This is a genomic window from Hymenobacter armeniacus (assembly GCF_014699055.1).
GTDB lineage: Bacteria > Bacteroidota > Bacteroidia > Cytophagales > Hymenobacteraceae > Hymenobacter > Hymenobacter armeniacus.
In genome coordinates, this window is sequence record NZ_JACXAC010000001.1 from 401,225 (window position 1) to 416,097 (window position 14,873).

Sequence of the window (14,873 nt, forward strand, 5' to 3'; positions counted from 1 at the left end):
CTGCCCGAAGCCACGGCCCCGGGAACACCTGCGCAGCCGAGCTGGGCCGGAGACTTCATCGTGCCGGCAGTCCCGGCATTACAGCACGGCGTCCCAATGCATCAGGGGCGCATCATCGCCGCCTTGGCCGACTGCTTAGAGCAGTTCGCGCTACTGCCCGCCAGACCCTGACCGCGAAACCGCTGTAGGTGCGGCAACGGGCTTGGGGAGCTGCTGCTTGAGCAACTCCTCCATTTCAGTGACCCGGCCCTGGTTGAGGTTCTCGTTCACCAGAATCACAAAGCCCACGTCCTGCCCGGGGTAGAAAGCCAGCCGCGTGTTGTAGCCCGGCGACTGCCCGTTGTGGTAGATGCGGGCCCAGCCGTCGGCGTCGGTGTCGAGCATCCAGCCCAGGCCGATGCCCGCGCCGGGGGCGGTGCGGTAGGTGAGCTGGTGGGCGAGGCGCACGGCGGGGTCGCGCTCGGCCAGGTTGGCGCGCAGGTATTTCAGCAGGTCGGCCGGGGTCGAGCTCAGGTTGGGGCCGGCCCAGTAGCCGGTGTAGGTGGGGTGGGGCTGGGGCCGGTTGGGCTGGGCGTAGCCGGTGGCGAAGCGCGCCTGCTCCTTGGCGGTCAGCACGCGCTTGGTGTCCGGCATGTTGAAGTGTTTTTGCACGTAGCCGGTCACGAGCTGTTCGTAGGGCTGCTGGTACACGCGCTCAAGCAGCAGCTGGAGCAGCTTCATGCCCACGCCGTTGTAGCGGTAGGTGGTGCCGGGCCGCGTGTCCAGCCGGAAGGTGCGCAGGTTCAGCAGCAGGCTATCGGCCGAAAACTGGTTGTAGTAGGCCATCTGCTCGGCCAGCGGGAGGCCGTCGATGCGCTTCTTTGTTTCCGGCGTGTAGTTGTGGGCCTTCACGGGCAGGCCCGAAGTGTGGTTGGCCAAATCGACGAAGCGAATGGGCTGGCCCTCCAGCTCCAGGTTGGGGAACGGGCCGGGCAGGTAGGGGCGGATGTCGTCGGTCAGCTTCACCTTGCCATCGAGCACGGCCTGGGCCAGCAGCGTGCCCACAAAGGTTTTGGCCACCGAACCCATGTCGTAGAACGTGGTGGGCGTGGGCCGGCGGCCGGTGCCCTTTTCCACCTCGCCGTAGTTATAAAACCGCTCCTGCCCGCCCTGGTACACCGCAATCGACAGCCCGGCCGCGTCGGGGTGCTGCATGTAGAGCGAGGCCGCGCGGTGCACGGCCTGGTCGAGGGCGGTTTTCTGCGGGTTGTCGGTGAGCACCGGCGCGGTGCGCCGGGCGCCGGCGGGCTGCTCGATAAAATCCGAAATGGTGTAGTCGTCCAGCACGCCCGGCGTCGCCGACACCAGCGTCACGCGTAGGTTCTGCTTTTCCCCTTTCCAGGCAAACGCGTGGCGCGACCCGCGCGCCTCCAAAGCGGCGCTGCTGCCAACGCGGCCGGTTTTGGCCCGCAAGCCGGCTAGCAGCTTAGCCATGGCGCCCAGCGGTTCAAGCTGGCGCAGGGCCGGGCTGCCAAAGGCTTCCACGCCCTGAAAGTCGCCGCGGTTGAAGCGGGCCACCAGCGTGTCGTTGAACTGGGCGTAGGAAGTGAAAGCCGTTTGCGACGCTTGGGCCTGGGCCGTAGTGCTGGCCAGCAGCGTGGCCAGTGCAAGGAATGAGGCGAGTAGGAGCAGCTTGCGCATTGGAAGCAATTGAAAAGGAGGAGACAAATGGGCAGCGAAGCTACGGTGTCAAAACTTCGTAGCCCCACCAAAAAAAAGTCCCGCCGCCTGATTTGCAGACGACGAGACCATTCGCAGAAAGAAGGAGAGAAAAGCGGGGTGGGACAGTGTTCCGAAGCGGTGCTTCGGTTCTTTGAAGATTCGTGGTGTTCGCCTGGGCCGAAGCACCGCTTCGGGGCACTGGTTTTATCAGCCGCCGAAGCCGCCGCCGCCCTGGGGCGCGGCCTCGATGCGGCCCGGCTTGGCCTTGCTGGCGCCGATGTACCAGGTGAAGCCCAGCCAGCCCACGCGGGTTTCGTCTTTGGCGTAGCGGGTGCTGGTGAGGGCGTTGGTTTCGATTTCGGTGCGGTAGGAGCTGGTGTTCAGCACGTCGGATACGCGCAGGGTGAGGGCGGCGCGGTCCGAGAACAGGCGCTGGCGCAGGGCGATGTCCATCTGGCCCCAGGCCAGCTGCCGGCCCTGGGCCGTGAGCGAGGCCGAGCGCACGTTGCCGCTCAGCTGCACGTCGAGGGTGGGGCGCAGGGTGAAGTTGTTGGTGAGGCGGGCGGTGCCCACCAGGGCCGTGCGGTTGTTGCCGATGCCGTTGCCCGCAATCTGGGCGCGGTAGAGGCTGGTGCTGGCGTTCAGGCGCCACCATTTGGCCAGGGGCTGGTTGAGGCTAAACTCGGCGCCGAGGTTGGTGGTGGTGCCCAAGTTGTCGTAGGTTTCGGCCGTCACGAGGCCGGCGCCGGGGCCGGCGAGGCGGGTGGCCATGGTGTCCACGAAGCGCAGGCGCTGGATGGAGTTGGTGGTGATGCGGGCAAACACGGTGCTGGTGATGGTGGCCTGGCCTAGGTTTAGCTGGTGGCCTAGCTCGATGTTGTGGCTGAATTCGGCCCGCAGGCGCGGGTTGCCGAGGCGGTAGCTGCGCGGGTCCTGGTAAATGGCCAGCGGCAGCTGCTGCATGAAATTGGGCCGGTTGAGGCGGCGGGCGTAGCTCAGCTGCAGGCGGTTCTGGCCGGGCTCCTTGCCAAATTCGCGGTTGATGGTGGCCGAGGGGAAGAAGTTGAGGTAGTCTTGGGCCAGGCTGCCGCGCTGCTGGATGCCCACGCCGCCCCGGATGCTGCCGCTCAGGATGGTGTACTCCGAGCGGAGGCCGGCTTGGGCGCTCCACTTGGCGCCGAGGGGCCGCTGGTAGGTAACGTACGCGGCGGGCACCAATTGGTCGGAGGTGTAGTCGAGCGAGCGGTTGGGGTCGTCCACGAAGTCGTTGGGGCGGCTTTCGCTGGCGGCGTAGCCAAACTTGTTGGCGCCGCGGTTGCCCTGGTGCTCCACTTTGGCGCCCATTTCGAGGCGGCCCTTGCCGTCGGCCAGCGGCCGGGTGTAGTCCACCTGTGCAAACTGGATGTTGGCCAGCAACTCGAGCAGCTGGCGGGTGCCGGGCTGCGGAGCGCCGCCCGAGCCGGCTTCCACGTATTGGCGCTGCACCACCGGCACGTTGGCGTCAATCACCACGCCGCCGAAGTTGGCGCTCAGCTCGCGGCCCTTGTGCTCGGCCCAGGTGCGGCGGTAGTTGCTGCCGAAGTTCAGCACTTTCACCTGCACGTCGAGGTCCTGGCGGCCGCGGGCCCGTTGCACGGGGCCGTTGTTGGTTTGCTGGGTCAGCTCCTGGCTTTCGCCTTCGATGTTGCGCTCGGTGCCGGCGTTCACGCTCAGGCTCAGGGTCTGGTCCTTGGGCAGCTGCAGGTCCACGCCGGCTCGCAGCGAGTGGTTGCGGTGGATTTCGTTGCCCGCCGCCACTTGCGTGGTGCGCACGGTTTCGGGGCCCAGCAAGGCCATTTGCTCACTGTGGCCCTTGCTGCCGTAGGTCACGTCGCGGCCGTCATAGCCGGCTTGCCAGGTGGCTTTGCCCTGCTTGCGGCTCAGGTTGAGGTTGCCGCTGTACTTGTCGGCGGTGCCGAGGTTCAGCGCGGCCGTGCCGTTGGTGCCGTTGCGGGTTTCTTTCTTGGTGATGAGGTTGATGACCCCGCCGCCGCCGGCCGCGTCGTACTTGGCCGAGGGGTTGGTGATGACTTCGACCTGCGCAATGCGCGAGGCCGGAATTTGGTCGAGGCGCTGGCCGCCGGCGCCGCCGTTGCTCACGCCGGCCGGCTTGCCGTCGATGAGGATGGTGACGTTGGAGGTGCCGCGCATGCTCACGGTGCCGTTCACGTCCACACTCACCGAGGGCACGTTTTGCAGCACGTTGGCCGCCGTGCCGCCCACGCTGCCTAGGTCTTTTTCTACGTTTATCACGCGTTTGCCCAGCTCTTCCACCACGGTGGCTTTTTGGGCCGTCACCACTACTTCGCTGAGCTTGGTGGCGGTGGCGGCCGTCATTTTCAGGCCTGGAAACTGGGCCGCGGGTGCCGCTTCGGTCAAGGTGAAGCGGCGGCGCAACGCTTTGTAGTTTAGGTCCTGCACCCGCATCAGGTAGGTGCCCAGTGGCAGGCCAGCGGCCCGGAAAGCGCCCTGCTCCGTGGTTTGGGCGGCCGTAACGAACGTGGAATCGGCCGAGCGCAGCAGCACGACGTCGGAGAACGGCACGGGCTTGCCCGAGCCGTCTTCTAGCAGGCTGCCGCTCACGCTGCCCGGGCCGCCCGTCTGGGCTGCCGCCCCCAAGGGCAGCAACAGCGAAACCAGGGCCGCGCCACGCAGCACGCGGCCGGGAAGGGAGAGGGCAGAAGCGGTGAAAAAAGTTTTCATGGTGCAGAAAATGGAAGGTGAGGTGGGTGGGGGAGTTGCCCGGCGCTGGCAGCGGCCGCGGTTCCGCTGGGTGGTGGGCAATTCGGCCGCCCAAACTCCGGTGAGTGGAAGCAACGGGCTAGCGGGTCATCTTGGGTACCCGCTTAGCTCAGCTACTGGGCTAAGAACAGAACAAATGTAAAGCAGGTACTTTGTAACGCAAGGTACTAAAGCAATAATTTTTCGTTAAGCGAAGGCTGCGCTGTGATGAACTTCTGAAAATCAATTAGTAAGCCGCAATAAATTTTTGCTGCTTCTTCCGGCTACCTGCAGGGAGCGGTGCGGAACTGCAGCTACAGATGCAAGTTGCCTCAGTAGGGTTGCCTGATATTTTCACCTTTTTCCGAGTAAAAGCAAAAAGCCCCAACCAGACGGCCGGGGCTTTTTATTGCATGAGTATCCATTTCTTGGCCGTCGCGACGGTCTCAGCGCCGCTTCACCGGAGCCTTGGGCTTGGGTTTGGGCTGGTGCACGGGGTCGGTCACCTGCTGGCCGTTGCGGTAAGTCACGGTGCGGTCCACGGTTTTGCCGTCTTCCTTGTAGTAGGTCCACACGCCGCTCTGCTTGCTGTTGCGGTACAGGCCGTTCACGGCCAGCGTGCCGTCCTCGCGGTATTCCTTAAACGGGCCCTGAATCATGCTGCGCACGTAGGTGGTTTCCTTGCGCACCTTGCCCGAGGGAAAGTATTCCTGCGCCACGCCCGCCATGAAGCCGTTCAGGTAAGGCTGCCGGCTTTGCACCGTGCCGTTTTCGTAGTAAGTGAGGCGTTCGCCCACCAGCTTGCCCTGCGGACCGTAGGTTTCCACTTTGCGGGGCGTCTTGCCATCGGGGTAAAACTCGCGCCAGGTGCCGGCCGGCCGGCCGCTTTTGTACTGCTCTTCAGCTTGTTTCAGCTGCCCGGCCACGTCGTGGTAGCGCGTGATTTTGCGGTCTTTGCCGCCGTTGGCATAGTCGGTTTCCTCGCGCAGGTGGCCGTTCTCGTAGTACTCAATGCCGTGGCCCACCAGCACGCCGTTGCGGTAGGTCATCTTCGATTTCACTTGCCCGCTCTCGTAGTAGCTGGTGGCCGGGCCGTCGAGGTTGGCCGTGCCGCTCACGGGCGCCGCGCGCTTGGTCAGGTCGTCGCCCAGCGGGTTTTTCACCGCACGCTGCACCAGCGGGGCCGGGGCGTAGGTGCTCTCGGTCTGGAGCTTGCCGCTCATGTAGTAGCTCCGGTAGCGCCCGCGGCCGTTCTTGTCGGCCAGCACTTCCACCTCAATCTGGCTGTTGGGGTAATACGTTTTGTAAGGGCCCGACAGCAGGCCTTTCGAGAAGCTGCCCTCGCTCTGCACCACGCCGTTGGGGTAGTAGAATTTCACCGCGCCGTTGGGCTGGCCGTCCACGTAGCTGATTTCGGCCTGGGTCTTGCCGTCGGGGTACAGGGCTTTGAGGGCGCCGTTGGGCTGGCCTTTGGCGAGGGTGGTGCGCAGCTTCACCGAGCCGTCGGGGTGGTAGTAGGTGATTTCGCCGTTGGGCTCGTCGTTTTCAAAGAAGCCGGCCTGGGCCACGTGGCCGTCGTCGTAATACGTTTTGAACGGGCCCTGCCGGATGCCGTCCTTATAAGTAGCCTCCAGCCGCCGGGTGCCGGTGGGGTGAAATTCCACGTAGGCCGAATCGCGCTTGCCCTGCGTGAAGCTGGTTTGTTGCTCCAGCTTGCCGTTGCGATAAAAGCGCTTGTACGTGCCCTGCGGCACGGTATCGGCGGCCACCAGGGCCGTGTACACTTCCCGCTTGTTGGTTTTCAGCGAGTCGTAATAAGAAATAAAACGCTTCAGCCGCTGGCCGTGCGAGGGCAGGGCCAGCAGCAAAAAGAAAAAAGGAACCAGGTATTTCATAGGCGCAAGAACGCAGAAAAGGGATTTTCCGTGCGATGGGAAATTGTCTCTAAAAGTCGGGCCAAAAAAAGCCCCACCGAATTTTCGGTGGGGCTCTTCGATTGTCAAAGACAGAAAAAATTACAGCGCTTCCACCACAATGGCGCTGGCGCCGCCGCCGCCGTTGCAGATGCCCGTCACGCCGATTTTGCCGCCCTCGTTCTTGAGCACGTTCATCAGCGTGGTCACAATGCGCGCGCCCGAGGCGCCCAGCGGATGGCCCAGGCTCACGGCGCCGCCGTATTTGTTCACCTTGGTGCCTTCCAGGTTCAGCAGCTTGTTGTTGGCCAGGCTCACCACCGAGAAGGCTTCGTTGATTTCGTAGAAATCCACGTCGGCGGCGGTTTTGCCGGCGTTTTTCAGGGCTTTGGGGATGGCCAGCGAGGGCGACGTGGTGAACCACTCCGGCGCCTGCTCGGCATCGGCGAAGCCCAGAATGCGGCCGATGGGCGTGAGGCCCAGCGCGTCGGCCTTCTCGCGGCTCATCAGCAGCACGGCGGCGGCGCCGTCGTTCAGGGTCGAGGCGTTGGCAGCCGTCACGGTGCCGCCTTCTTTGATGAAGGCGGGTTTCAGGCCGGGCACTTTGGCGAAGTCTACCTTCAGGTATTCCTCGTCATCTTCGATAACGGTGGTTTTGCCGCGGCTCTCGATGGTCACGGGCACGATTTCGTCTTTCTTTTTGCCGGCCTTAGCAGCAGCAGCGCTGCGGGTGTAGCTCTCGATGGCGAAAGCGTCCTGCTCCTCGCGGGTGATGCCCATTTCCTTGGCCGTGTTTTCGGCCGCGTTGCCCATGGCGTAGTCGTGGTAGGGATCCCAGAGGCCGTCGCGCACCAAGCCGTCAATCATCTGGCTGTGGCCGTACTTGGCACCGAAGCGGGCTTTGTCGAGGTAGTAGGGCACGTTGCTCATGCTCTCCATGCCGCCGGCCAGAATCACGTCGGCTTGCCCCAGCATGATGGCCTGGGCGGCAAACATGATGGCCTTGGAGCCCGAAGCGCACACTTTATTTACGGTGGTGCATTCCACGGTGTCGGGTAGGCCGGCTTTCTTGGCGGCCTGGCGGGCGGGGGCCTGGCCGAGGTTGGCCGAAATCACGTTGCCCATAATCACCTGCTCGACTTCTGCGGGCGCCACGCCGGCTTTGTCGAGGGCACCTTTCAGGGCAATGGCGCCCAGCTCGGTGGCCGACAACGACGCCAGCGCCCCGCCAAAAGACCCAATGGGCGTGCGGACAGCGGAAATAATGACAACTTCTTTGGTTTGCATACCGAAATGTTTGAAGTGGGGTGGGAGGATGAATCTGGCCGCAAAAGTACGGATTTAGAACCCCCGAACGCGACAACTGCCTAACGGGCGTTAGTCGGATTTAGTTGGTGGCACAAGTTGCTTGCACTTAGGACCTAATTACCAGGTCGGCTTATTGGGGTCGGGCTTGCGCTCGGCCGGCCGCGCCAGCTGCTGTAGGTACTGCTGCTCCTGCGCGCGCAGGGTTTCGAGCAGCTGGCGGGCTTGGGCGGGGCTCAGGTTCATGGCTTGCAGGCGCTCGCGCTGGGTTTGGAGCTGCACGTCGGCCGGGGCGGCGGTTTCGGTGCCCGGGCGGTTGCTGCGACCCTGGCCAGATTCGGCTGACGAACCGGCGCCGCGGTCCAGCCCGCGCTGCTGGCCGGGCGCTTCGCCCGTGGGCAGGGGCGCGGCGGGGCCCGAGCCGGGTGCCCGCCCCCCCGTTGCCGCCGCGCCCGGGGCAGGGGAGGGCCGCCGGTTGTCGGGTTGGCCGTCGGGAGCCGCGCGGCTTTGGGGCGGGCTGGTGGGTGGCGCGGGGCTTGGCTGCTGGTCGTTGATTTCGCCTTTGCGGTCCGTTCCTTCCTTAGTGGCCGACTGGTTGGGGGCGCTGCCGTTTTTCTCGGGGGCCGACTTGTCCGGCTTGTTCTTTGGTTGATTGGGCTCGGCCGGGGGCGGTGCTATTTGGGGGCTGTTGGGCCGCCGGGCCAGGTAATCGGTCAGCACTTCGTAGTTGTAGCGGGCGCTTTCATTGCGCGGGTCCAGCAGCAAGGCCTGGCGCAGCAGGCCCACGGCCTGGGCCAGCTCGCCCCGCTGCGCCGCCAGCACCGCCAGCTGCTGCCGGGCCACGCTGCTCAAGGCCGGGGGCGTGGCGGTCAGGAGCCGGCCATAGGTGCTGGCAGCGGGCGCCAGCTGTCCGGCCCGGGTTTGGGCGTGGGCCAGGTTCAGCACCAGGCGTGGGTCGGGCTTGGCGCGGGCGTTGGCATTCAGCGCCGCGGCAAATGCCTGGGCCGCACGCGCCGCCGCGCCACGTTGGTAAGCCACGGTGCCGCGCCGCACGGCCACGTTGCGGTCGCGCACGCCGGTGAGCAGCGCCCAGCCCGGCCCACCAATCAGCAGTAGCACCAGCGCAACGTATTTCACGGGCGAATAATGGTTAGGGTCAGGGCCACGTCGAGGGCCAGCAGCAGCAGGGCCACCGCCAGCGGGTAGCGGTAGCGGTTGTCGGCCACGGCCACGGTGCGCACCTGCTCGGCCACGCCGGGCATGTTGCGCAGCAGGCGCAGCAACGGCTCGAAGCCATTTTGCTGGTTGCTCAGCTCCACATACTGGCCGCCGGTTTGGGCGGAAAGTTGCAGCAGCGGAGCTTCGCGCAAGCGGCTTTGCACCACTTGGCCTTTGCCGTCGCGCACTAGGCCCCCGTTTAGCTTAGGTATGGTGCTGCCCTTTTCCGTGCCCACGCCCACCGTGTATACCCGCGCCCCGGCCCGGGCCAGTTCGCGCAGCACGGGCTCCAGGTTTTCGCCAAAGTCTTCGCCGTCGCTCACCAGCACCAGGGCCGTGGCGCGGGGCGTGCCGGCCTGCGGGCTCAGCCGTTTCAGCACCAGTTCCAGGGGCTCGCGCAGGGTGGTGGGCCCGGCCGGCAGCAGGCTGGTGCGCAGCGTGCGAATGAACACCTGCACGGCCGCTTGGTCATAAGTTAGCGGGCATTGTACCACGGCTTCAGCCCCAAACACCACCAGCCCCAGCCGGTCGGCCGGAAACTGCGCCACCAGCGTTTCCAGCTCGGCCTGCGCCCGCAGCAGGCGGGACGGAGCCACGTCGGGGGCGTCCATCGAGCGCGATACGTCCACCAGCAGCCACACGTCTTTGCCGGCGGTGCGCACCGGGCGTTGGCTCACGCCCAGCGACGGGCCCAGCGCCGCCGCCAGCAGCGCCGCGCCGGTGAGCAGGCGCAGCGTCAGCTTCCACCCGCGGTGGCGGGCCCGGGTGCCCAGTGCCCGCCCGGCGCGGCCCGCCCGCTGCCAGTGCCGCGCCAGCAGGCCCAGCGCCAGCAACAACGCCAGGCCGGCCGCCACAAAATCAGGATACGCCCAGGTTAGCAAACGGGAATCAATAAAAGATACGGAAGGGGCGGGGCCACGTGCCTCACCGGCAAAGGTGGCAGCGTGGGAACTCTTAAATCGTCCCAAAGATAAATTTTTCGCTCAGGGTATGGCTAATTCAGTTCCGCCCGTATATTTGCACCCGCTTCGGACGGAAGCGAAACCAGCCTGGAGAAGTGGGTGAGTGGCTGAAACCAGTAGTTTGCTAAACTGCCGTAGCTCTAAAGGTTACCGGGGGTTCGAATCCCCCCTTCTCCACTGATAATGTTGGGTTGCGAAAGCGTCCCATTGGGGCTCCACCCAGTAGGAAACTTTCTAAACTCAACATTATTTTTTTTCGGGGTGTAGCGTAGCCCGGTATCGCGCCTGCTTTGGGAGCAGGAGGTCGTAGGTTCGAATCCTGCCACCCCGACATTTTTCCCGCCCCGTTTTCGACCCCGTAGCTCAGCTGGATAGAGCAACTACCTTCTAAGTAGTCGGTCTTTGGTTCGAATCCAAACGGGGCCACTCAAAAGCCTCTCACCGCAACGTGAGGGGCTTTTTTGATTCACGGCATTCATATGGTGCTACAAGCGATTTTTGTACGTGGTCCGCGTGGCAGCCTCAGTCTATTCCGTCCGCATCGCGGCAAATCGCGCCGCGTTTACGGCCGCCGACTGACTTGCCTGTGGGCTTCGGCACGTTTTGCGGTAACAAAATGGCCCACAATCCTTATCTTGGCCACCAATTGCGGCCAACCCCACCTGCTTGACTGCCGTTTTTACCGGTCACTTGTATTTCCTCTCTTTTTTCGCCACCCCTTAATCAACCTTATAACCATGAAAAGAATCTTACTTTCCCTAGGTCTGCTGAGCTTGGCAGTCAATGCCCATGCTCAATGGACAGAGGTGAACACCACCAACTTCAGTACGTTTGCACCGGGCTTCCAAATTGATAAAGTCATGACCCTCTCTTCTACCGTTGCTTGGGCAACGGCATCGGAGGATGTGTCGGGCAGCGCTGCGAAGTACTACTTGGCAACCAACAACACGGCCGGGACCGAGTTTGAATTCGGTTCGGTGGTGGCACCGGCTCCCGCCGCCCAAAACTTCGAACTCGCCAACATTTCGGGCATAAACTCCCTCACGGCAATTGCCGGCACCTTCGGGGGGCAGTCGGGCGGGGGCGAAATCCTGCGCACGACCAACCGTGGCCTGAGCTGGACCAAGGTCAGCACCACTTCGCAGTTCGTGGCAGGCCAAGGGGGCTTCCTCGATTTTGTGCACATGTTCAATGCCACCGACGGCGTGGCCGTGGGCGACCCGACGAACGGCTATTACGAAATTCTGCGCACCACCGACGGGGGACTGACCTGGGTGCGTAACTCGCAAGCCACCTCGCCCGTTCCGCTCCCTAACTCGGGCGAAGCCGCGCTGGTGAACTCCTTTTTCACGCGTGGCAACACCATCTGGTTCACCGGCGCTACTCTGGGTTCGCAAACTCCACAGCGGGTGTTCAAATCGATTGATAAAGGCGCTACCTGGACGGCCAGTGGCCTGACGCCGCTCCTCGAAAGCATGTCTAAAATTGCTTTCAAGGACGACTTCAACGGCATCGCCTTCAACACGGTATCGAACGGTACCCAACGCACCGGTGTGAACTACATCAAAACCACCGACGGCGGTAACACCTGGTCTACCTTTACTCCTGTCAATACTGCCACCGGCAGCTTCTTCCTAAACGACATCGATGGAGTGAATGGCGTGTATTACAGCGTAGGCCCGCGCTTCCCGCAGGCTACGCCGCAAGCACCAGAGGATTTTGGCTCTTCTTACAGCTCCGACGGCATCAACTGGACCAACATGACGGTTTCGGCTGGGCGGCGCACGGGTTATTTTTTCACTCTTGACTTAATTCCTGGCACCACCCCTAACACGACGGTGGGCTACGGTGGGCTACTCACCGATGCCAACGGCATGGGAGGTGTATACAAGTTCTCTCGTACGACTACGGCCACCCGCGACGCCGCCCTGCAAAACGCCCTGACGGTGTATCCTAACCCCAGCAACACCGGTGTGTTCAGCGTGGACCTGGGCTCGACGCTGAAGGGCAGCGCTCAGCTGACCGTGGTGGACGCCATGGGTCGCCAAGTGAAGTCGCAAACCGTGAATTCTACCGCGGTGGGCTCGAAGGCTTTCACCGTTGACCTGAGCAACGAAAAAGCTGGCGTGTACACGTTGCAGTTCCGCACCGACGCTGGCATTGCCACGCAGAAAGTGGTTATCAACTAAGGGCCGGTTCTTGCTCTTGTCAAAAGGCCTCTTCCGCACCGGGAGAGGCCTTTTTTTGTGCCTGAAGACAAGGCGGTTGACGGCGCAGTTTTGGCCGCTCGAAAATGAAAAAATCCGGGGAGTAAAACCGCGAAAATTCCTGAAAATGGGATTAAATATGTACTTTTGAGTGTTCAGTACCTAGCCGCCCGTTGGACGGTTTTACGACCTGATTTAACCCCGCCCTCATGAGCGAAACAACCGAAAAAATCGTTCAGCCGGAATACACGGCTGACAGCATTCAAGTACTAGAAGGTTTGGAGGCCGTGCGCAAGCGGCCCAGCATGTACATCGGCGACACCGGCCTGAAGGGCCTGCACCACTTGGTGTGGGAGGTGGTCGACAACTCCATTGACGAAGCCCTCGCCGGGCACTGCGACCTGATTAACGTCACCATCAACGAGAACAACTCCATCACCGTGCGCGACAACGGCCGCGGCATTCCGGTGGGCTACCACGCCAAGGAAGGCAAGTCGGCCCTGGAGGTGGTGCTCACCGTGCTGCACGCCGGCGGCAAGTTCGACAAAGGCTCCTACAAAGTGTCGGGGGGCCTGCACGGCGTGGGCGTGAGCTGCGTGAACGCGCTCAGCACGGATTTGAAAGTGACCGTTCGCTCCAAAGGCCACGTGTATCAGCAGGAATACAAGATTGGCTTCCCACAGTACGACGTGAAGCAGATTGGCGACACCGACGAGCACGGTACCGAAGTCCAGTTCCTGCCCGACCCGACCATCTTCTCCGAAACCGAGTACCGCTACGACACCATCGCCTCGCGCCTGCGCGACTTGTCGTACCTGAACAAGGGCATCCGCATCACGCTCACCGACCGCCGCGAGAAAGTGGAGGGCGGCGAGTTCCGCTACGAAGAGTTTTACTCGACCGGCGGTCTGCGCGACTTCGTGCAGTACCTCGACGGTGAACAACGGCCGTCGCTGCTCGCCGAACCCATTTACGTGGAGAGCGAAAAGGGCGGCACGCCCGTGGAAGTGGCCCTGCAGTACAACACCTCGTACCAGGAAAACGTCTATTCCTACGTCAACAACATCAACACCATCGAAGGGGGCACGCACGTGGGCGGTTTCCGCTCGGCGGTGACGCGGGTGCTGAAAAACTACGGCGACAAAAACAAGCTGTTTGAGAAAGCCAAGGTGGAAATCACCGGCGACGACTTCCGCGAGGGCCTCACGGCCGTGATTTCGGTGAAAGTGGCCGAGCCGCAGTTTGAAGGCCAGACCAAAACCAAGCTCGGCAACTCCGAAGTGAGCGGCGCCGTGAACTCGGTGGTGGGCGAAATCCTGACGCAGTACCTGGACGAGAACCCCAACCAGGCCAACAAAATCATGGAGAAGGTGATTCTGGCCGCCAAGGCCCGCATTGCCGCCCGCAAGGCCAAGGACATGGTGCAGCGCAAGGGCGTGCTCTCCTCAAACAGCCTGCCAGGCAAACTGGCCGACTGCTCGGAGTCGGACCCCGAAATCTGCGAGCTGTACTTGGTAGAAGGTGACTCGGCCGGTGGCACCGCCAAACAGGGCCGCAACCGCGCGTTCCAGGCCATTCTGCCGCTGCGCGGCAAAATCCTGAACGTGGAGAAAGCGCAGGAGCACCGCATTCTGGAAAACGAGGAAATCAAGAACATGATTACTGCGCTGGGTGTGAGCTTCAACGAGCGGAAGTCGCTGGCGTTCGGCACCGACGACGCCGGCAACGAAACCGGCCCGCTGAACTTCGACAAGCTGCGCTACCACAAGGTCATCATCATGACCGACGCCGACATCGACGGCTCGCACATCCGCACGCTGATTCTGACCTTCTTCTTCCGCTACATGCGCGAGCTGGTGGACCGCGGCTACATCTACATCGCCCTGCCGCCGCTCTACCTCGTGAAGCGCGGCAAGGAGGAGCGCTACTGCTGGACCGAAGAGGAGCGCAGCCAAGCGCAGGAGGACCTCGGCCGCGGCAAGCCCGAAACGGTGAACGTGCAGCGCTACAAAGGCCTGGGTGAAATGAACGCCGAGCAGCTCTGGACCACCACCATGCAGCCCATGACCCGCACCCTGAAGCAGGTAACGGTAGAATCGGCTGCGGAGGCCGACCACCTGTTCTCGATGCTGATGGGCGACGAAGTGGCCCCGCGGCGCGACTTCATCGAACGCAACGCCAAATACGCCAAGCTGGACGTGTAGCCTAGCTTAAATGGAGAGGCCCGCTGCAAAGCGGGCCTTTCTTGTTTAATAGCAACTCGTTACAACCAGTTACAACCATGCGACAACTCATTTCTTCGGGGGCTCCTTGGGAACCACTGGTGGGCTACTCCCGCGCCGTGCGCGTGGGCAACGTGGTGGAAGTGGCCGGCACCACTGCGCAGGACGGCGACGCGGTTACGGGCGGGCCCGACGTGTATGCGCAAACCAAGCGCGCGCTGGAAAAAATTGGCGAAGCGCTGGCGGCTGCCGGCGCCTCTTTTGCCGACGTGGTGCGTACCCGCATCTACCTGACCGACATCTCGCAGTGGGAAGCCGCGGGCCGGGCCCACGGCGAAGTGTTTGGCGAGATTCGTCCGGCGTCCTCCATGCTCGAAGTGAAAGCCCTGATTAGGCAAGAGTTGTTGGTGGAGATTGAGGCAACGGCCATCGTGGCGGAGTAAGACTCGGCGCGGCCCCTGGCCAGTTGTGGCCCGCCCGGGAAAGGGCGGCAACAAGCTCGTGCCTAATTTTGGTGACGATATATTCCCAATTGCTTTACGCTAGTCCGCTATTGATGTCCACAGTGCCAAGCACTCCCGAAAA

General features: G+C 63.0%; 9 protein-coding genes and 3 tRNA genes. 6 read left to right on the plus strand and 6 right to left on the minus strand.

The features are described from left to right. Positions 1-150: 150 nt before the first annotated feature. From IC234_RS01770 to IC234_RS01795, 6 genes are all read right to left on the minus strand, one after another. Positions 151-1,680 carry a serine hydrolase domain-containing protein gene (locus tag IC234_RS01770; RefSeq protein ID WP_190922115.1) on the minus strand — a complete coding sequence of 510 codons (1,530 nt, stop codon included), beginning with the start codon at positions 1,678-1,680 and terminating at the stop codon, positions 151-153. A gap of 228 nt (positions 1,681-1,908) precedes the next feature. Beyond that, positions 1,909-4,443, minus strand: a complete 2,535-nt coding sequence (locus IC234_RS01775) for an outer membrane beta-barrel protein (RefSeq protein WP_190922116.1) — start codon at positions 4,441-4,443, stop codon at positions 1,909-1,911. 464 nt (positions 4,444-4,907) lie between these two features. Next, the gene (locus tag IC234_RS01780; RefSeq protein ID WP_190922117.1) at positions 4,908-6,356 is read right to left on the minus strand and encodes a toxin-antitoxin system YwqK family antitoxin; all 1,449 of its coding nucleotides are present in this window, start codon (positions 6,354-6,356) and stop codon (positions 4,908-4,910) included. 120 nt (positions 6,357-6,476) lie between these two features. Beyond that, on the minus strand, positions 6,477-7,661 hold the full coding sequence (locus IC234_RS01785) for an acetyl-CoA C-acyltransferase (protein WP_190922118.1): 1,185 nt from the start codon (positions 7,659-7,661) through the stop codon (positions 6,477-6,479). A gap of 138 nt (positions 7,662-7,799) precedes the next feature. Next, complete coding sequence (locus tag IC234_RS01790; RefSeq protein ID WP_190922119.1) at positions 7,800-8,816, minus strand: hypothetical protein; 1,017 nt, start codon at positions 8,814-8,816, stop codon at positions 7,800-7,802. Beyond that, positions 8,813-9,778 (minus strand): VWA domain-containing protein, encoded by a 966-nt coding sequence (locus IC234_RS01795; RefSeq protein WP_190922120.1) that lies wholly within the window; start codon positions 9,776-9,778, stop codon positions 8,813-8,815. The genes IC234_RS01790 and IC234_RS01795 overlap by 4 nt, the downstream gene beginning before the upstream one ends. A 170-nt stretch (positions 9,779-9,948) precedes the next feature. Between IC234_RS01795 and IC234_RS01800 the strand changes: the two genes are divergently transcribed. From IC234_RS01800 to IC234_RS01825, 6 genes are all read left to right on the plus strand, one after another. Then, positions 9,949-10,036: transfer RNA gene (locus tag IC234_RS01800), tRNA-Ser, on the plus strand. An 80-nt stretch (positions 10,037-10,116) separates the two neighbouring features. Continuing rightward, positions 10,117-10,190: transfer RNA gene (locus IC234_RS01805), tRNA-Pro, on the plus strand. Positions 10,191-10,211: 21 nt separating this feature from the next. Next, a tRNA-Arg gene (locus IC234_RS01810) sits at positions 10,212-10,285 on the plus strand. Positions 10,286-10,719: 434 nt separating this feature from the next. After that, positions 10,720-12,048: a T9SS type A sorting domain-containing protein gene (locus tag IC234_RS01815; protein ID WP_190922121.1), complete on the plus strand. Its 1,329-nt coding sequence runs from the start codon at positions 10,720-10,722 to the stop codon at positions 12,046-12,048. Positions 12,049-12,275: 227 nt separating this feature from the next. Continuing rightward, positions 12,276-14,270 carry a DNA topoisomerase (ATP-hydrolyzing) subunit B gene (gene gyrB, locus IC234_RS01820; protein ID WP_190922122.1) on the plus strand — a complete coding sequence of 665 codons (1,995 nt, stop codon included), beginning with the start codon at positions 12,276-12,278 and terminating at the stop codon, positions 14,268-14,270. A 77-nt stretch (positions 14,271-14,347) separates the two neighbouring features. Next, a complete protein-coding gene (locus IC234_RS01825) occupies positions 14,348-14,731 on the plus strand; it encodes a RidA family protein (protein WP_190922123.1) in 384 nt (127 codons plus the stop codon). Positions 14,732-14,873 lie beyond the last annotated feature (142 nt).